Raw genomic sequence first — 18,616 nt, forward strand, 5'->3', positions numbered from 1 at the left:
ACTCTATCAGACTCTTTCGAGTGCCGATTCCCAGTCGAAGCGGGATTCGCTTTCCAGTTCCTCGCTTCCGCGATTCCCTTTCCGGCGGTTCCGACTCTATCAGATCCTTTCGGGCCTGATTCCCAGTCAGGGGGGTTTGTCTTCCTGGCCCTTGGGCCGTTCCGACGAGTGAGACTTTAGCGGATTCCTTGGCCCCGACGCTAATCGGGGGCGTTCCTTCGAACGCGGATTCCTCATTCCACAAATGCGCACGGAAAGCCCGGCGACAGATGTCGCTGGTCAGAAGTGGCTACTGCGGAATGGCTGTCCGGGGACCGACCGGAGTCGGCGCTCACGTCGGACAACTCGGAGCACATTACGGATCGAGGCTGCCCGTGTCAACCCCGGCTGAGGCCGGTCGGCTGTGGAAGGCGCGGCGGTAGTCGCGCGGGCTGATGGACAGGTGGGTCGCGAAGTGCTGGCGCATGGTGATCTCGCTGCCGAAGCCCGTGCGGCGGGCTACCTCGGGGAGGGGGAGGTCGGTGCGCTCCAGGAGCTTCTGGGCCGCGGCGACGCGTTGGGTGATCAGCCAGCGCAGCGGGGTCGTCCCGGTGGTGGCCTGGAAATGCCGGGCGAAGGTGCGGGGGGACATTCCGGCGCGGGCGGCGAGGGAGGCGACCGTGTGGGGTTCGGCCACATGGGTCAGGGCGAAGGCCCGTACCGCCGCGAGGGTGTCCGCGTCGCGGTCGGCGCGGGGGGTCGGGTGCTCGATGAACTGGGCCTGCGTTCCGGTACGGAAAGGGGCCGTGACCATCGAGCGGGCGATGGTGGCGGCGGCCTCGGCGCCATGGGCGGTGCGTACGAGGTGGAGGCAGAGGTCGATGCCAGCGGCGGTGCCCGCCGAGGTCCAGAGGTTGTCGTCGTGGACGAAGAGGGCGTCCTGACTGATCCGTACCTGGGGGTGGTGGGTGCGGAGGAGGCCGGTGAGGTTCCAGTGGGTGACTGCGCGCCGGTCGTCCAGGAGGCCCGCCTGGGCGAGGGTGAAGGCCCCGCCGCACAGGGCGGCGATCGGGGTGGACCGGGCATGGGCGCGGCGGAGGGCGGCGAGGACCGGGGCCGGAGCCGGTGTCAGCTGGTCGTCCAGGCCGGGAACGACGATCAGGTCGGCGCGGGCGAGCCAGCCGAGGGTGCTGTCGGGGGTGAGGGAGAGGCCGCCGCGCAGGGGGATCGGAGCCGGGTCCGCGGCGGCGCGGCGCAGGTCGAAGGGCGGGACACCTCGATCGGTGCGGTCGACACCCCAGACCTCGCCGATGACCGTGACGTCGAAGGCGCGGATGCCGGGGAAGCAGACGAGCGCGACACGGGTAGGGCCGTCGGGAGGCGTCATCGTGGCAGTAAACCATCGGTCGATGGCTTTTCGGCCTCTGGGGCGCGGAGATACGGGGCGGCAGGATCGTCGGCATGGAGCAGGAGACGCAGACAGGGACTAGAACGCGGAAGGCGGCGGAGATGAGGGCGGAGCGGGAGATCGACACGGACGCGGCGTTGGTCGTGATCGACGTGCAGCGCGGCTTCGAGGAGGAGGCGTACTGGGGGACGCGGAACAATCCGGCGGCCGACGGGAACATCGCCGGGCTGATCGATGCCTGGCAGGCGAGCGGGCGGCCGGTGGTGTTCGTACGGCACGACTCGCTCAAGCCGGACTCACCGCTGCGGGCGGGGCAGCCGGGGAACGGCTTCCAGGGGTACGTGGAGGAGCGGCGCGGGAGGGGCAGCGGGCCCGAGCTGTTGCTGACGAAGAGCGTGAACTCCGCGTTCTACGGGACGCCGGACCTCAGGGAGTGGCTGGACCGGAGCGGGATCCGGCAGTTCGTGGTGGCCGGGGTGCAGACGAATATGTGCGCGGAGACGACGGCCCGGATGGGCGGGAACCTCGGATACGAGGTGTTCTTCGCGCTGGACGCCACGTACACCTTCGGTCTGACCGGGCCGTACGGGTGGGTGCTGGGCGCGGACGAACTGGCGCGGGCCACCGCCGTGTCGCTGCACGGCGGTGGGTTCGCGAAGGTGGTGAGCAGTGCGGAGCTGATCGCCGCCGCGGGGTAGGGCCGCCTCGTCCGGACCGGGCGGGGCAGCGGTCAGCCGTTGCCGGAGGCGAGTTCGCGGCTGCGGTCGCGGGCGGCTTCGAGGGCGGCGATGAGGGCGGCCCGTACGCCGTGGTTCTCCAGCTCGCGGATGGCGCTGATGGTGGTGCCCGCCGGGCTGGTGACGGCCTCGCGCAGCTTGACGGGGTGTTCGCCGCTGTCGCGGAGCATCACGGCGGCGCCGATCGCGGCCTGGACGATCAGCTCGTGGGCCTGGGCGCGGGGCAGTCCGAGCAGGATGCCCGCGTCGGTCATCGCCTCGACCAGGAAGTAGAAGTACGCGGGGCCCGAACCCGACAGGGCGGTCGCCGCGTCCTGCTGGGACTCGGGGACGCGGAGGGTCTTGCCGACACCGCCGAAGATCGCCTCCGCGGCGGCGAGGTGCCCGGCGGTGGCGTGGCTGCCCGCCGAAATGACGGACATGCCCTCGTCGACCAGGACCGGGGTGTTCGGCATGACGCGGACGACCGGGGTGTTCGCGGTGAGACGTTCCTCGATGAACGCGGTGGTGATGCCCGCGGCCGCGCTGATGACCAGGCGGCCGGGGGTGAGGTGCGCGGCGAGCTCGTCGAGGAGGCGGCCCATGTCCTGGGGCTTGACCGCCAGGATGAGGATGTCGGCGCGGGCGGCGGCCTCGGCGTTGTCGACGGAGTCGACCCCGTAACGGTCGCGGAGCTCCTCGGCGCGCTCGGCCCGGCGGGTGGTGACCAACAGGTCTGCCGGGCGCCAGCCCGCCCGGATCATGCCGCTGAGCAGGGCCTCGCCGATCTTTCCGGTGCCGAGGACTGCGACTGTCTGGGCCATGTGGTTCACCCTCCGGGCGGTGCTGACGGTTCTCGGTGCTCGTGTCTCGGTGCTCGTGGCCGCCATCCTCCCTCAGGAGGCCGGGCTGATCGCCACGTACAGCTGGACGGTGTAGGTCTCCTCGACCGTGCCGTCCGGGAAGACCTTCGTGAGGTGGTCGCGTTCCCCGGCGAGGAAGCGCCTGGTGGGTGCGTCGCCGATGACCAGGAAGGCGGAGTGGCTGGCGAGGTTGGCGAGGTGGGTGTCGAGGGACACGCGCCGGGTCCAGGGCAGCAGGCGGTGCGCGAAGCCGAGCGCGGGCGGCAGCTCCCGGGCAAGGGCGGGCGAGCCGTGGGCGGATTCACCGGCGCCGAGGAAGCGGCGGAGGCGGGCGTCCTGCTCGGCGACCCAGGGGACCGCGTGGTCCGAGACGTTCCACCACAGGGCGAGGGCGCCGCCGGGGCGAAGGACCCGTACCGCTTCCACTGCGGCCAGGACCGGGTCGGTCCAGTGCCAGGACTGGGCGTAGGTGATCAGGTCGGCGGACGCGGTGGCGAGGGGGAGGCGGTTGCCGTCGCCGCGCACCACGGGCAGGTGCGGGAGCGCGCGGTGCAGTTCCGCCGCCATGCCCGCGCCGGGCTCGACGGCGGTGACCCGGGCACCGCGTTCGTGCAGGAGCCGGGTGGCGATGCCGGTGCCGGCGCCGATGTCGGCGGCGCGGGCGCCGCGCAGGGGGCGGCGGGCCAGTTCCTCGACGGCGTCGAGGAGTGCGGGCGGATAGCCGGGGCGGGCGGCGGCGTACTGGGCGGCGGCGCGGTCGAAGGAGAGGGCGCGGGAGGCGGGCGGGGCGGAGGCGGTCCCGGCGTCGGCCTGGCCGGTGGCGTCGGCGGCAGCGGGGCTGGTGGCGTCGGCGGGGTTCATGGGGTCATCGTGGTCCACGAGGGGTGCGGGGCACCAGGCCCGCCAGGGGTACGGGGCACCAGGCCCGCGACGCGGTACTACGTGCGCTTGGGGCGCTTGGACTGGGCGGCCTTGCCCCGCTTGCGGGCCGCGGGGTTCCCGGTGCGCGTCGAGCGGCGCTTCTCGTAGCGGGTCAGGGCCGCCTCGTACTCCTCGCGGTGCAGCCCTTCGCCCGGCGCCTCCCGGAACGTGCGGAAGAAGTACGCGAGCAGCGAGCCGACGAAGCCGATCGTCTTGATGCCGCGCAGGCTGGCCTCGCGCGCCGGATCGGCGGGGCGGCGGCCGAAGCCCTCCCAGGTCTTGCGGAAGGCGACGGCGCTGCAGATGGCGAACATCAGGACCACCAGGATGCCGACGAAGTTGTCGACGTCGGCGATCTCAAGGCCCTGGAAGGCGAAGCGCAGGACGTAGCAGGCGCCCACCGCGGCGGCCAGCGAACCGATCGCGGCGCCCGCCCGGCGCAGCCCGTACCCCCCGCTGTGGTCGACCCAGGTCGTCCCGAAGAAGCGCAGTGGCTCGGGCCGGGGGCCGGGCGTGGTGGAACCGGGCGCGGCACCGGTGCCGGGGGCTTCGCTGTTCTCGCTCACGAAGCCGATTATCCCCGGGCCCGGCACCGGGCGGACGCGGTGCCGGGCGGACGCGAACCGCGCACGCGGACAAGCGGACACGAACCGCGCACGCGGCGAAGGGCGCGCCGGGAGCCGTGCCGGTCAGTCGCAGCGGGGCGCGATGTAGCCGTCGCTGCCCGTGCGCACGTAGGCGTCCGCGACGAACTGGCCGTTGGCGATGTTGTCCCAGATGTTCGAGGTGCCGTACGGGCCGGTGACCCGCTCGCCCACCTTCTGGCAGTAGACCGCCACCTTCACCCCGTACGGGAGCGTGCGCACGATGCCGTACTGCGTGCCCGGTCCACGGCGGACGTTGACGCGGTAGCCGGGTGCGATCGGGTACCGGGTGACGTCGTCGTCCGCCGCGAGCGCCTCGACGTCGGTGGTCCCGGACGCGTCGGCGTCCGTCTGGGCGGTCGTTGTTCCGGTCTGCTCGTCCATGGCCATGAGGCCTCCCCCGTTGAAAGACGGATCCGTACGACATGTACGACGCGCAGGCTACAAGCCCCCTCCGGATCGCACGCACCATCGACTAGGCTCCGTGCGTCGCGCTTGCGGAGGAACACACGGGGGTGGGCGATGCCGCCGCTGCGAGGTACCGGAGCCGGTCCGGAAGCGGAACATCCGGACTACGCGGGCCAGTACCGTCTTCAGGCACGTCTCGGCGCGGGCGGCATGGGCGTCGTGCATCTGGCGCGCTCCGCCTCCGGGCTCCAGCTCGCCGTCAAGGTGGTGCACCGGCAGTACGCCTCGGACCCCGAGTTCAGGGCGCGTTTCCGGCAGGAGGTCGGGGCGGCCCGTCGGGTCAGCGGCGCCTTCACCGCGCCGGTCGTCGACGCCGATCCGGATGCCGGCCGCCCCTGGATGGCCACCCTGTACGTTCCCGGCCCGACCCTCGCCGACCAGGTGAAGCGGAACGGCCCGATGGCCCCCGCCGAGCTGCGGCGGCTGACCGCGGGGCTCGCGGAGGCGCTGCGCGACATCCACCGGGCCGGGGTGATCCACCGCGACCTCAAGCCGAGCAACGTGCTGCTCGCCGACTCCGGGCCCAAGGTCATCGACTTCGGGATCTCCCGCCCCTACGACAGCGATCTGCGCACCGAGACCGGCAAGCTGGTCGGTTCGCCGCCGTACATGGCGCCCGAGCAGTTCCAGCGGCCGCGCGAGGTCGGGCCCGCCGCCGATGTGTTCGCGCTGGGGGCCGTGCTCGTCCACGCGGCGACGGGGCGGGGGCCGTTCGACTCGGACAGCCCGTACATCGTGGCCTACCAGGTGGTGCACGACGACGCGGATCTGACGGGGGTGCCGGAGGACCTGGCCCCGCTGATCGGACGGTGCCTGACGAAGGATCCCGCCGGGCGGCCCACCCCCGACGAGATCATGGCGACGCTGCGTCCTCCGTCGTACGACGCGGCCTCGTTCATACCGTCGCAGCGGCGGCCTCCCGCCCGCCCGGTCCTCGCACCCGGGCCGGGGCCCGCGTCCGGCGGTGCGGCGGGCGCCGCCGACGTCGATACGCATGTGCGGGCGGCGGCGCGGCCCGGACGGGCGGGGCCGGGCGGCGGCAAGCGGCGGTGGCTGGTGGCCACGGCGGCGCTGCTGGTCATGAGCGCGGGCGGGGCGTGGGCCGTGGGCTCGGGCGTGGTGCCCGGCGGCTCCGGCGGGGCGGGGGCGGCGAAGGGGCCGGTGGAAGGCCCTGCGGAGAGCCCCGCGGAGACGTTCTCGCCGTGGCGGACCGCGTTGCGCACGGGCGGCGGGGCGACGCCGGTCTGCACCGCGGCCGACGGCTCCGCGCTGTACTGCGCGGCGGGCGGGGCCGGGGCCGCCCGGCTGGACCCCGCCGACGGCCGGGTGCTGTGGTCGCGGCACGCCACGGGGGGCGGCACCGCGGCCGGGGTGGTGTCGGTCTCCGGCGGCCTGGTGCACACGGCGGTGCCGGACGGAAAGATCCGGGCGTACGACCCCGCCGGGGGCGAGCAGGTCTGGGCCGCCGACCTCTCCCCGTACGTGGGCACCCCCTTCGGTGCGGGCGACGTCCTGCTGCTGGTCGCCGAGGACGGCACGACCGAGGCGCTGGACTCCGCGACCGGGGTCTCCCTGTGGCGGCACGCGCTCGCCGGGCACCGGCGCCCGGACTACGCGCTGTACGACGCGGACACCGCACTGGCCTACGCCTTCGAGCACTCGTCGTACGGGTCGAGCACGCTGGTCACCGCCGTCGACGCCGCCTCCGGCCGCACGGCCTGGCAGCGGCGGCTGGACGGGATGCTGACCCCGGTGGGGACCTCGGGCGGGGCGCTCGTGCTGACCGCGATGAACGGGGACACCCAGACGGTCGGGCTGGTCCGCTACGACCCGGGGACGGGGAAGGCCGTCCGGACCGCGCTGCCGTTCCGGATGAACGAGCCGGAGGTCGTGGTGGGCGGGGACACCGCGTATCTGCTGGGGCGCGGCGGGACGCTGGTGGCCGTCGGCACCGGCGCGAAGAGCGGCGCGGGCGGCGGGCGCCCGGTGCGCTGGCAGTTGGAGACCGCGGCCGGGCGGACCTCCGCGCCGGTGCTCGCCACCGGGGACCGGCTGTACTTCTCGGCGGCGGACGGGCGGCTGCTGGCCGTGGACACCGCGCGCGGGAGGCTGCTGGGGCAGACCGGCCCGCGGCTGCGCGACGGGCGGCTCGGCTACTCCTCCGAGCTGCCCGCCCCGGTCGTGGCGGGCCGGGCCGTCCTCGGGACGGCGCCGGACGGGTCGGTGTTCGCCGTGGACGGCGAGGACCCCGCCCGCTGGTGAGGGTTCACCAGCCGGAGCGGGGTCCGCGACGCACAGCGGTTCACCAGCCGGAGCGGGGTCCGGGACGCACGGTGGTTCAGCCGAGCCTGGACACGTCGCGCACCGCGCCCCGGTCGGCGCTCGTCGCCATCGCCGCGTAGGCCCGCAGCGCGGCGCTGACCTTGCGGTCGCGGTCCTTCGGGGCGTACGCGCCGTTCAGCGCCTCGCGACGGGCGGCCAGCTCGGTCTCGGGGACCAGCAGCTCGATCGACCGGTCCGGGATGTCGATCCTGATCCGGTCGCCGTCCTCGACCAGGGCGATCGTGCCGCCCGAGGCCGCCTCCGGTGAGGCGTGGCCGATGGACAGGCCCGACGTGCCGCCGGAGAAGCGGCCGTCGGTCACCAGGGCGCAGCTCTTGCCGAGACCGCGGCCCTTGAGGAAGGAGGTCGGGTAGAGCATCTCCTGCATGCCGGGACCGCCGCGCGGGCCCTCGTAGCGGATGACGACGACGTCGCCCTCCTTGATCTCCTTGCGGAGGATCTTGTCGACGGCCTCCTCCTGCGATTCGCAGACGACCGCCGGGCCCTCGAAGGTCCAGATCGACTCGTCGACGCCCGCCGTCTTCACGACGCAGCCGTCGGCCGCGAGGTTCCCCTTGAGGACCGCCAGACCGCCGTCCTTGGAGTAGGCGTGCGCCAGGTCGCGGATGCAGCCGCCCGCGGCGTCGAGGTCGAGGGTCTCCCAGCGCTCGGACTGCGAGAAGGCGGTGGCGGAGCGGACGCAGCCGGGTGCGGCGTGCCACAGCTCGACGGCCTCGGGGGACGGGGAGCCGCCGCGGACGTCCCAGTCCTTCAGCCACTGGTCGAGGGAGTCGGAGTGGACCGCGTGCACGTTCTCGTCGAGCAGTCCGGCCCGGTGCAGCTCGCCGAGGATGGCGGGGATGCCGCCGGCCCGGTGCACGTCCTCCATGTAGTACGTACCGCCGGGAGCGACGTTGGGGGCGACCTTCGAGAGGCAGGGGACGCGGCGCGAGACGGCGTCGATGTCGGCCAGGCCGTAGTCCAGCTCGGCCTCCTGCGCGGCGGCCAGCAGGTGCAGGATCGTGTTGGTGGAGCCGCCCATGGCGATGTCCAGGGCCATGGCGTTGTCGAAGGCGGCGCGGGTGCCGATGGCGCGGGGCAGGACCGTCGCGTCGTCCTGCTCGTAGTGGCGCTTGGTGATCTCGACGATCGTGCGCCCGGCCTCCTCGTACAGCGCCCGGCGGGCGGTGTGGGTGGCGAGGACGGAGCCGTTGCCGGGGAGGGAGAGGCCGAGGGCCTCGGTCAGGCAGTTCATCGAGTTGGCGGTGAACATGCCGGAACAGCTGCCGCAGGTGGGGCAGGCGTTCTCCTCGATGCGGAGGATGTCCTCGTCGGAGATGTTCTCGTCGACGGCGTCGGTGATCGCGTTGATCAGGTCGAGCTTGCGAACCGTGCCGTCGACCAGGGTGGCCTTGCCGGCCTCCATCGGGCCGCCGGAGACGAAGACCGTCGGGATGTTGAGGCGCATCGCGGCCATCAGCATGCCGGGGGTGATCTTGTCGCAGTTGGAGATGCAGATCAGCGCGTCCGCGCAGTGCGCCTCGACCATGTATTCGACCGAGTCGGCGATCAGGTCGCGCGAGGGGAGGCTGTAGAGCATCCCGCCGTGGCCCATCGCGATGCCGTCGTCGACGGCGATGGTGTTGAACTCGCGGGGCACGGCGCCCGCCGCCTTGATGGCCTCGGAGACGATCCGGCCGACCGGCGCCAGGTGGGTGTGGCCGGGGACGAACTCGGTGAAGGAGTTGGCGACGGCGATGATCGGCTTGCCGATGTCCTCGCTCGCTACGCCCGAGGCCCGCATGAGGGCGCGGGCGCCCGCCATGTTGCGGCCGTGAGTGACAGTGCGGGACCTCAGCTGGGGCATCGTCTCTCGCTCCTTCGACGTATGAAGACTGCCTTCGCAGCGTACGCCCCGGCTCCAGGATCTGGACACGGTGTCCGATATGCGGGATACGCCGCTCGGTGTGCGGGCGGTACGGAAAGGGGCCCGCGCTACGCGCGCGGCGTCCCGGTCGGGGACGAGGCCAGGTGGAGCCGGGTGAAGGCCAGCGCCTCCGCCAGGTCGGCCTCGCGTTCGGCGGCGGACATCGCCCGGCGGGTATTGACCTCGATGACGACGTGGCCGTCGAAGCCGGTACGGGCCAGGTGCTCCAGGAGTTCGGCGCAGGGCTGGTCGCCGCGGCCGGGCACCAGGTGCTCGTCCTTGTTGGAGCCCTTGCCGTCGGCGAGGTGGATGTGGGCGAGCCGGTCGCCCATCCGCCCGACCATCGCCATGCCGTCGGTGCGGGCCGTCGCGGTGTGCGAGAGGTCCACGGTGAAGTGACGGTAGTCGTCGTGGGTGACGTCCCAGTCGGGGGCGTACGCGAGCATCTCGCGGTCCCGGTAGCGCCAGGGGTACATGTTCTCGACCGCGAACCGCACGTCGGTCTCGTCGGCCATGCGCCAGACGCCGGTGACGAAGTCGCGCGCGTAACCGCGCTGCCAGCGGAACGGCGGGTGGACCACGACGGTCGTCGCGCCCAGCCGCTCGGCCGCCTTCCGGGCGCGCTGGAGCTTCACCCACGGATCGGTGGACCAGACGCGCTGGGTGATCAGGAGGCAGGGCGCGTGGACGGCCAGGATCGGCACCCCGTGATAGTCCGAGAGCCGCCGCAGTGCCTCGATGTCCTGGCTGACGGGATCGGTCCACACCATGACCTCGACGCCGTCGTAGCCCAGACGCGCGGCGATCTCGAAGGCCGTCGCCGTCGACTCCGGGTAGACCGAAGCCGTCGACAGGGCGACCTTCGCATCCGGGATGCGCACCACTGGTTCTGCCACTGGGACAGCGTACGGGCAGCGGTACGCCCCGCCGAGGGGTCACCGCGGAAAGTGAGCAGGGCCATGGCGGCCGGGGCGCAGCGCTCCTCAGCCCAGCGCGGCCCGTTCCGCGGGCAGGTGGTCCAGGCGGCGCAGGATGACGCCCTCGCGCAGCGCCCAGGGGCAGATCTCCAGCTCCTCGACCCCGAACAGGTCCATCGCGCCCTCCGCGACCAGCGCCCCGGCGAGCAGCTGACCGGCCCGCCCCTCGGAGACGCCGGGCAGTGCGCCGCGCTGCCGGGCGGTCATCGCGGCCAGCCTGGGCACCCAGTCCTCCAGCGCCTTGCGGGAGAGGTTGCGCTGGATGTACAGGCCCTCGGCGGAGCGCGCGGCGCCCGCGATCCGGGCGAGCTGCTTGAAGGTCTTGGAGGTGGCCACGACGTGGTCGGGGCGTCCGAGGCGGGTGACCTCCCCGACGCTGCGGGCGATACCCGCGCGGACGTGACGGCGCAGCGCCTTCACGTCGGCCGGGTCCGGCGGGTCTCCCGGCAGCCATCCGGCGGTGAGGCGGCCCGCCCCGAGCGGCAGCGAGACCGCCGCGTCCGGCTCCTCGTCGACGCCGTACGCGACCTCCAGCGAACCGCCGCCGATGTCCAGCACCAGCAGTCGGCCCGACGACCAGCCGAACCAGCGGCGCGCGGCGAGGAAGGTGAGCCGGGCCTCCTCCGCGCCGCTGAGGACGGCGAGGTCGACGCCGGTCTCCTCACGCACCCGGGCCAGCACCCGGTCGGCGTTGCTCGCCTCGCGCACCGCGGAGGTGGCGAACGGCAGGACGTCCTCGCACCCCTTGTCCTCGGCGGCCTGGAGGGCGTCGGCGACCGTGGCGACCAGCCGGTCCACGCCCTGGGGGCTGATCGCCCCTTCGGCGTCGAGGAGTTCGGCCAGGCGGAGCTCCGCCTTGTGCGAGTGCGCGGGCAGCGGGCGCGCGCCGGGGTGCGCGTCCACCACCAGCAGGTGCACCGTGTTCGAACCCACGTCCAGGACTCCGAGTCTCATACCCGGAACGCTACCGGGGCCCGAAGCCGCTCCGACGGGTGGCCGGGGCCCTTCCCGCCCCCGCTCCGGCCCGCCGTCCGGTCACCGGCCGGCCGTACGCTTGGCACGTGCCAAAGACGAAAAAGGCGAAGCCGGGCAAAAACACGAAGAGTGCGAAGAAGCAGAAGGCGAAGCAGGAGATGCCGCAGGAAGTGAACGGACCGGATCCGGCCGCGGACGGGGCCGAGGACGAGACCGGGATCGATTTCGCCCGCGCGTGGGTCGAGTTCCCGGACCCCGCGGACGACGAGCAGATCTTCCGCTGCGACCTGACCTGGCTGACCTCCCGGTGGACCTGCATCTTCGGCAGCGGCTGCCAGGGCATCCAGGCGGGCCGCGCCGACGACGGGTGCTGCACGCTGGGCGCCCACTTCTCGGACGAGGACGACGAGCGGCGGGTGGCCGGGCACGTCGCGCGGCTGACGCCGGAGCTGTGGCAGTTCCACGACGTCGGCACCGGGACCGGCTGGGTCGAGACCGACGAGGACGGTGAGCGCCAGACGCGGCGCTGGAAGGGCTCGTGCATCTTCCAGAACCGGCCGGGGTTCGCGGCGGGCGCGGGCTGCTCGCTGCACATCCTGGCGCTGCGCGAGGGCCGGGAGCCGCTGGAGACCAAGCCGGACGTCTGCTGGCAGCTGCCGGTCCGGCGCACGTACGACTGGATCGACCGGCCCGACGACACCCGGGTGCTCCAGGTGTCGATCGGTGAGTACGACCGCCGGGGCTGGGGCCCCGGCGGTCATGACCTGCACTGGTGGTGCACCTCGGCGACCTCGGCGCACGGGGCCGGGGAGCCGGTGTACGTCTCCTACCGGCCCGAGCTCACCGAGATGATGGGCGAGGCGGCGTACGAGCGGCTGGCCGGGCTGTGCGAGGAGCGGATGTCCGCGCTGCTGCCGATGGCCCCGCACCCGGCCGACCCGGCCTGAGCCCGCCGGTCCCTTCGGGAGGTCAGCCGGACGGGGCCGGGTCCGCGACGGCCGTGGAGCCGGAGGGGCCGGGGGACGCCGGGGGGTGACCGCCCGGCTCCGGCTCCGCCGCGGTCGTCATGGACGTGGACGTGGGCGTGCGCGTGGGCGCCGGGTCGCCGGGGGCCGCGTCCGTGGGCGACGCGGGGCCTGGCGAGGGCCTGGGCTGCCGGGCGATGACCAGAGGCCCTGCCGGGCGGACCGGAACGGCGGGGGCGGGCGGCGCCGCCCCGTGCCCCCGGACCACCACGGCCGAGCCGGACGGGGCGAGCGCGATGCGCACGCTCCACGGACCGGCCGGTTCCCGCCGGTGGTCCACCAGGACCCGGAGCGTGGTGGACCCGCCCGCGGCGAGCGTGCCCGAGGGGCGGCTCAGCCGCACCCAGGAGGCGTCCGCGCGGGCCGACCAGGCGACCGGCGCCCCGCCCGAGGCGGTCAGCCGGATGCGGGTGACGCCGCCGGAGGTGCGGGCCTCGACGCTGAGGCCGCCCGCGCCGGGGCGGCCGGTCCCGGAGCCGGTCACCTCCACCGAGACGTCCGGGGCCCGGCCGTCCTCGAAGCCGGTGCCGGGCCGGGGACGGGCGTTTCCCGCGTTCTCGTAGTGGCCGTCCGAGGTTCCTGCGTCACTGCGGGCCTCGCTCTCGGTGGCGGAGATCGTCGCGCCGCCCCGGCCCTCGCCGGTCTGCGGCGCTCCGCGGTAGGCGGTCCAGAGCGCGATCACCGGGGCGGCGACCACCGTGGCGACCACCGTCGTCGTGACGACCCTGGCCCGCAGCCGGACCCGGCGCGCGGCGTGGTCCTTCGGGTCCACCGGGAAGCCCGCCCGGTCGAAGCGCGGGCCGCCGGAGCGGTTGCGCTGGGCGTGGGCCATCGCGACGTACGCCGAGCGGCGGGGCGCCGGGACGACCGGCAGTACGGCGGCCGGGGCGACGGTGGCGCCGGGCCAGGGCCCCTCGGCCCCGGCCCGCTCGGCGGCCCTGCGGCAGCGGGGGCAGTCGTCGACGTGGCGGACCAGCTCGCGGCGGAGCGCGGCGGAGAGCAGGACCCGGTGCTCGCCGGTGAGCCGGGCGACGGTGGGGCAGTTGCCCGTCTCGACGACGGCGAGGGCGGCGCGGGTGCGCTCCACCTCGCAGGCGGCGGCGGCCAGCAGCTCGCGGGCGGCCACCGGGTCGAGCCCGAGGACGGAGGCGACGGCGTGCGGGGCGAGGCGGTGGCGCACCGCCAGTTCGAGCGCTTCGCGCTGCTCGGGGGTGGTGCCCGCCGCCTCGGGCCAGGCCAGCTGGGCCAGCTCGCGGCGGTGCGCCTCGGCGGCTTCGGCCTCGGGGGCGTTCGGAGCCGAGGCGGCACCGGGCGGCGTCCGTGAGGTACGCCGCCCGGTGCGCGCCCCCGGAGCGGTCGCCCCCGTCCCGCGCCGGTGCGCCTGGCGGCCCTGCCTCTGCTCGGTGAGCTTGCGCAGGCACATCCACCGGGCCAGCGCGTACAGCCAGGATTTACGTTCCTCCTCGTCGGCCGGGCACCGGCCGCCCTGCCGCTCCGCGATCGCCAGCACGCCGCCGAGCGCCTCGGTGGCGGCGTCGTGGTCGCAGAGCACCGAGAGGCAGTAGGTGAACAGGCCGTCGAGGTGCGGTTCGTCACGGGCGGGCGGCTGGTGCGACGGCGAGGACGAGGGCAGGGGAGACGGGGCATACGCCGAAAGGCGGGGCGCACTGCGCCGCGTCCGGTGTGCGCCGGTGGTGTGTGTGGGGGGCTCCAGACCGCTGCTCGTCACCTTGCGACCGTAGGCAGCACCCGGCACACCTTTAGCTCGCCTTCAGCACTTTTAATCCTTACGGGTGAACGTATCGCTCAAAAGGGGACAGGAATCCCCCATTCCGCCAGGCGTCGGGGCCTGACAGCCGCTGGCTCCCGGGCCCCGCACGGCGACCGGCGGCGTTGTCGTACCGCACCTATACGGTGGGCCCCATGGCTGCCCGTACGAAATCCGCGAAGGACCGGCCGTCCTACCGCTGCTCCGAATGCGGCTGGACGACCGCCAAATGGCTCGGCCGCTGCCCCGAATGCCAGGCGTGGGGGACGGTCGAGGAGTTCGGCGGCGCCCCCGCCGTGCGGACCACCGCGGCCGGCCGGGTGAGCACCGCCGCGATCCCCATCGGCCAGGTCGACAGCCGGCAGGCCACCGCCCGGACGACCGGTGTCGGTGAGCTGGACCGGGTGCTCGGCGGCGGTCTCGTGCCGGGCGCCGTCGTGCTCCTCGCGGGCGAGCCCGGCGTCGGCAAGTCGACGCTGCTGCTGGACGTGGCCGCCAAGTCGGCGAGCGACGAGCACCGCACGCTCTACGTCACCGCCGAGGAGTCGGCGAGCCAGGTCCGGCTGCGCGCCGACCGTATCCGCGCGATCAGCGACCACCTCTACCTCGCCGCCGAGACGGACCTCTCCGCCGTCCTCGGCCATCTGGACGCCGTCAAGCCCTCCCTCCTCATCCTCGACTCCGTACAGACCGTCGCCTCGCCGGAGATCGAGGGCGCGCCGGGCGGCATGGCTCAGGTCAGGGAGGTGGCCGGGGCCCTGATCCGGGCCTCGAAGGAGCGCGGCATGTCCACGCTCCTGGTCGGACACGTCACCAAGGAGGGGGCGATCGCGGGCCCCCGCCTGCTGGAGCACCTGGTCGACGTGGTGCTGTCCTTCGAGGGCGACCGCCATGCCCGCCTGCGTCTCGTACGGGGCGTCAAGAACAGGTACGGAGCGACCGACGAGGTCGGCTGCTTCGAACTGCACGACGAAGGGATCACGGGTCTCGCCGACCCCTCCGGCCTCTTCCTCACCCGGCGCGACGAGCCGGTCCCCGGCACCTGCCTGACCGTCACGCTGGAGGGCAAGCGGCCGCTGGTCGCCGAGGTCCAGGCGCTCACGGTCGACTCCCAGATCCCCTCGCCCCGGCGCACCACCTCGGGTCTGGAGACCTCCCGGGTGTCGATGATGCTCGCGGTCCTGGAGCAGCGCGGCCGGATCAGCGCGCTCGGCAAGCGCGACATCTACAGCGCGACGGTGGGCGGAGTGAAGCTCTCGGAGCCCGCCGCGGACCTCGCGGTGGCGCTGGCGCTGGCCAGCGCCGCCAGTGACACCCCCCTGCCGAAGAACCTGGTGGCGATCGGCGAGGTGGGGCTCGCGGGCGAGGTCAGAAGGGTGACGGGGGTGCAGCGCAGGCTGGCCGAGGCACACCGCCTGGGCTTCACGCACGCGCTGGTGCCGCCCGATCCGGGAAAGGTCCCCGCCGGTATGAAGGTCACAGAAGTCGCCAACATGGGCGACGCGCTCAGAGTCCTCCCGCGCCGGTCTCGCGCACAGGCCCCCCAGGAGGAGGGCGCACGCCGGTAGACTTTGCCCTGGTCTCGCCCGTCCGTGCGAACAGCACGAGGGACGTAAGGGCACCGCGAACCTGTGACCGGAGGAGTGCAGTGGCAGCCAACGACCGGGCAGCATCGCCCGGAAAGTCCGGCCAAGGCACCGGTAACGAGGCGCTGATGCGCGCCTCGCTGAGCGCCGTGGCGCCCGGAATGGCGCTGCGGGACGGGCTGGAACGCGTTCTTCGCGGCAACACCGGCGGACTGATCGTGCTCGGCATGGACAAGACCGTCGAGTCGATGTGCACCGGCGGATTCGTGCTGGACGTGGAGTTCACCGCGACCCGCCTGCGCGAGCTGGCCAAGCTGGACGGCGCGCTGATCCTCGACAAGGACATGACCAAGATCCTGCGCGCGGGCGTGCAGCTGGTGCCGGACGCCTCCATCCCCACCGAGGAGACCGGCACCCGCCACCGCACCGCGGACCGGGTCTCCAAGCAGTGCAATTTCCCGGTCGTCTCGGTCTCCCAGTCGATGCGCCTGATCGCGCTGTACGTGGACGGGGAGCGCCGGGTCCTGGAGGAGTCCGGCGCGATCCTCTCCCGCGCCAACCAGGCCCTCGCCACCCTGGAGCGGTACAAGCTCCGGCTGGACGAGGTCGCGGGCACGCTCTCCGCGCTGGAGATCGAGGACCTGGTGACGGTCCGGGACGTGACGGCGGTCTCCCAGCGGCTGGAGATGGTCCGCCGGATCGCGACCGAGATCGCGGAGTACGTGGTCGAGCTGGGCACCGACGGCCGTCTTCTCTCGCTCCAGCTCGACGAGCTGATCGCGGGCGTCGAGCCGGAGCGCGAGCTGGTCGTGCGCGACTACGTGCCGGAGCCGACCGCGAAGCGCTCCCGTACGGTCGCCGAGGCGCTGACCGAGCTGGACGCGCTCTCCCACACCGAGCTGCTCGAACTGCCGGTCGTGGCACGGGCGCTGGGCTACAGCGGCTCGCCCGAGACGCTGGATTCGGCGGTCTCGCCGCGCGGCTTCCGGCTGCTGGCGAAGGTGCCGCGGCTGCCGGGCGCGATCATCGACCGGCTGGTGGAGCACTTCGGCGGTCTGCAGAAGCTGCTCGCCGCCAGCGTGGACGATCTCCAGACGGTGGACGGGGTCGGCGAGGCACGGGCGCGCAGCGTGCGTGAGGGACTGTCCCGGCTGGCCGAGTCGTCGATCCTCGAACGGTACGTGTAGCCGTCTTCCCCGCGCGGGACACGGCATGCGGAAGGGGCCCGGTTTCCCGGGCCCCTTCCGCATGTCCGGCGTACGCCGGAGCTCAGTCCTTCGCGAGGACGAAGGAGGCGCGCTGCACCGGCTCGCCCGGCGCCTTCGCCTCGACCAGGTACGTACCGGGCCCCGCCGTTCCCGCCGGGGGCGTCGCGCAGCGCGGGGAGCTCTTGTGGCGGTCCCACTCCACGGCGTGGACGACGGTCCCGCCCGCCGGGACCTTCAGCAGCAGGGGCGCCGCGGCGCGCGGGCAGTCCTTGGAGGACCAGACCTGGCTGTCGTCGCCTCCGGCCTCGGTGACGGTGAGCACCGCGCTCCTCGGCCCGAGGTCGGCCTTGCAGGTGGCGGCCGAGGTGTTCCTGACGGCCAGCCGGAACTCCGGCTTCTGCCCGGGGGCGTAGCTGTTCTGCGTGCTCAGGCTGATCCGGAGCGCCTCGGGGGTGCAGTCGGGAAGCGGGGAGGAGGCCGGGACCTGCTGGCCCGCCGTACCGCCGGAGCCGGAACCCGAACCGGAGCCGCCCGTGTCCCCGGCCTCGGTCTGCGTGCCGCCCCCGGCGTCCGTGCTGCCGCTGCCGGAGCCCGCGTCGCCGGAGCCCGCGCCCGTGGCGCCGCCGTCGCCGCCGGAGTCGTCCGGCTCGTCGCGTCCGCCGGGCTGCTGGGTGATGGCCGGGCCGGTGCCCCCGGGGCCCGGGGTGATCTCGCTCGCGGGGCCCGGACCGCCGGGCCGGGCATCGCTCTTGGCGCTCTTGCCCCCGCCCGAGGTCACGGCCCAGACGACCAGCACCGCGATCAGCGCGGCGAGCGACACCGCTACGGCCCTCCGTCGCCAGTAGATGCTGGAGGGAAGCGGACCGATCGGATTACGCAGAGATCCCACGACCCGAACTCTACGAGAGATCGGCGCCGACTCCCGCCCCACCCGCCATCCAGGACGCCAAGTTTTACGGATCATCATCCCGGAAGGCCCGTTCCGGGCCTCTTTGGCCCTCCGCTCCAGCCCTGCGCCGCCGTCCAGTTGAACGAAGGTCGGCTCCTGAATGAACTTCAGATTTCATTCACTACCCTCTGTCACATGGATAGTTCAGTTACCGCCCCGCTCTACCGGGACATCACCGACTTCGCGCATGACATGCCGTCATGGGTGCACCATCTGGCCGAGATATGGACGGAGCTGGGGCTCCTGGTCTTCGGCCTCCTGTTCGTCACCGGGTGGTGGCGGGCCCGCAACCGCGACGACCGCGCCCTGGCGCTGGCGGTGCTGGCACCGGTGGCGACGGCCTTCGGCTACGTGGTCAGCGAAGTGCTCAAGACGGCGGTGACCGAGGAACGCCCGTGCCGGGCGGTCGCCGGGGCCGCGGCCTCGCTGGTGACCTGCCCGCCGTACGGCGACTGGTCCTTCCCCAGCAACCACTCCGCGATCGCGGGCGCGGCGGCGGTCGCCGTGGCGCTCGTCCGGCCCGCGCTGGCCTGGCTGACCGTGCCGATGGCGCTGCTGATGGCCTTCTCCCGGGTCTTCGTCGGCGTGCACTACCCGCACGACGTGGCGGTCGGCCTGCTCCTGGGCGCCCTGGTGTCGGCCCTGGTCGTCTTCGCGCTGCGCCGCCCCGCGCAGTCGCTGGCCCGGACGGTACGGAGCAGCGGGGCGCCGGTGGCGGCCTGGGCCTGCGGACCGGGCGCGGCTCCCCGTCGTTCCCGGCGCCGGCACGGCTGAGGCCGGTGGAGCGGGGGTGTACGGGCTCCGGCCCCTCTTGGGCCGGTTGCCGGACCCGGCGGGTCTCGGACGGGTGGCGTTGTCACCCCAAGGGCCCCCCGGAGGA

At 73.6% G+C, this 18,616-nt stretch carries 16 protein-coding genes; 6 read left to right on the forward strand and 10 right to left on the reverse strand.

Features of this window, described 5'->3' with window-relative positions:
- Positions 1–355: 355 nt before the first annotated feature.
- Positions 356–1,366 (reverse strand): GlxA family transcriptional regulator, encoded by a 1,011-nt coding sequence (locus ACFVWY_RS22975; RefSeq protein WP_389875426.1) that lies wholly within the window; start codon positions 1,364–1,366, stop codon positions 356–358.
- Between the two features lie 122 nt (positions 1,367–1,488).
- On the opposite strand from ACFVWY_RS22975, the gene ACFVWY_RS22980 reads away from it, so the two are divergent.
- Complete coding sequence (locus ACFVWY_RS22980; RefSeq protein ID WP_389875428.1) at positions 1,489–2,085, forward strand: cysteine hydrolase family protein; 597 nt, start codon at positions 1,489–1,491, stop codon at positions 2,083–2,085.
- Between the two features lie 32 nt (positions 2,086–2,117).
- Here the strand turns inward: ACFVWY_RS22980 and proC are convergent, their stop codons facing one another.
- From proC to ACFVWY_RS23000, 4 genes are all read right to left on the reverse strand, one after another.
- Positions 2,118–2,927: a pyrroline-5-carboxylate reductase gene (gene proC, locus ACFVWY_RS22985; protein ID WP_389875430.1), complete on the reverse strand. Its 810-nt coding sequence runs from the start codon at positions 2,925–2,927 to the stop codon at positions 2,118–2,120.
- Between the two features lie 72 nt (positions 2,928–2,999).
- Complete coding sequence (locus ACFVWY_RS22990) at positions 3,000–3,827, reverse strand: class I SAM-dependent methyltransferase (RefSeq protein ID WP_389875432.1); 828 nt, start codon at positions 3,825–3,827, stop codon at positions 3,000–3,002.
- 77 nt (positions 3,828–3,904) lie between these two features.
- Entirely contained in the window at positions 3,905–4,453 is a 549-nt protein-coding gene (locus tag ACFVWY_RS22995) for a hypothetical protein (protein WP_389875435.1), read from the reverse strand.
- Positions 4,454–4,576: 123 nt separating this feature from the next.
- Complete coding sequence (locus ACFVWY_RS23000) at positions 4,577–4,921, reverse strand: SH3 domain-containing protein (protein ID WP_389875438.1); 345 nt, start codon at positions 4,919–4,921, stop codon at positions 4,577–4,579.
- A 132-nt stretch (positions 4,922–5,053) separates the two neighbouring features.
- Between ACFVWY_RS23000 and ACFVWY_RS23005 the strand changes: the two genes are divergently transcribed.
- A complete protein-coding gene (locus tag ACFVWY_RS23005) occupies positions 5,054–7,261 on the forward strand; it encodes a serine/threonine-protein kinase (RefSeq protein WP_389875440.1) in 2,208 nt (735 codons plus the stop codon).
- A gap of 76 nt (positions 7,262–7,337) precedes the next feature.
- Here the strand turns inward: ACFVWY_RS23005 and ilvD are convergent, their stop codons facing one another.
- The 3 genes from ilvD to ACFVWY_RS23020 form a co-directional block, all read right to left on the reverse strand.
- A complete protein-coding gene (gene ilvD, locus ACFVWY_RS23010) occupies positions 7,338–9,188 on the reverse strand; it encodes a dihydroxy-acid dehydratase (RefSeq protein WP_389875443.1) in 1,851 nt (616 codons plus the stop codon).
- 128 nt (positions 9,189–9,316) lie between these two features.
- Entirely contained in the window at positions 9,317–10,144 is an 828-nt protein-coding gene (locus ACFVWY_RS23015; protein WP_389875446.1) for a sugar phosphate isomerase/epimerase family protein, read from the reverse strand.
- A gap of 87 nt (positions 10,145–10,231) precedes the next feature.
- Entirely contained in the window at positions 10,232–11,179 is a 948-nt protein-coding gene (locus ACFVWY_RS23020; protein WP_389875448.1) for a Ppx/GppA family phosphatase, read from the reverse strand.
- A gap of 107 nt (positions 11,180–11,286) precedes the next feature.
- On the opposite strand from ACFVWY_RS23020, the gene ACFVWY_RS23025 reads away from it, so the two are divergent.
- On the forward strand, positions 11,287–12,147 hold the full coding sequence (locus ACFVWY_RS23025) for a hypothetical protein (protein ID WP_389875450.1): 861 nt from the start codon (positions 11,287–11,289) through the stop codon (positions 12,145–12,147).
- Positions 12,148–12,169: 22 nt separating this feature from the next.
- On the opposite strand, the gene ACFVWY_RS23030 is transcribed toward ACFVWY_RS23025, so the two are convergent.
- Positions 12,170–13,954, reverse strand: a complete 1,785-nt coding sequence (locus ACFVWY_RS23030; protein WP_389875453.1) for a hypothetical protein — start codon at positions 13,952–13,954, stop codon at positions 12,170–12,172.
- Between the two features lie 194 nt (positions 13,955–14,148).
- Here ACFVWY_RS23030 and radA point away from each other — a divergent pair, with 194 nt between their 5' ends.
- Positions 14,149–15,561, forward strand: a complete 1,413-nt coding sequence (radA, locus tag ACFVWY_RS23035; RefSeq protein ID WP_389875455.1) for a DNA repair protein RadA — start codon at positions 14,149–14,151, stop codon at positions 15,559–15,561.
- 80 nt (positions 15,562–15,641) lie between these two features.
- A complete protein-coding gene (gene disA, locus ACFVWY_RS23040; RefSeq protein ID WP_352275488.1) occupies positions 15,642–16,766 on the forward strand; it encodes a DNA integrity scanning diadenylate cyclase DisA in 1,125 nt (374 codons plus the stop codon).
- Positions 16,767–16,848: 82 nt separating this feature from the next.
- Here disA and ACFVWY_RS23045 read toward each other — a convergent pair whose 3' ends face one another.
- Positions 16,849–17,676: a hypothetical protein gene (locus ACFVWY_RS23045; protein ID WP_389875458.1), complete on the reverse strand. Its 828-nt coding sequence runs from the start codon at positions 17,674–17,676 to the stop codon at positions 16,849–16,851.
- A gap of 195 nt (positions 17,677–17,871) precedes the next feature.
- Here ACFVWY_RS23045 and ACFVWY_RS23050 point away from each other — a divergent pair, with 195 nt between their 5' ends.
- Positions 17,872–18,510, forward strand: coding sequence for a phosphatase PAP2 family protein (locus ACFVWY_RS23050; RefSeq protein WP_389875460.1), 639 nt, complete (start codon positions 17,872–17,874; stop codon positions 18,508–18,510).
- The last annotated feature ends 106 nt before the right edge of the window (positions 18,511–18,616 follow it).

It is taken from the genome of Streptomyces sp. NPDC058195 (assembly GCF_042883525.1).
Lineage (GTDB): Bacteria > Actinomycetota > Actinomycetes > Streptomycetales > Streptomycetaceae > Streptomyces.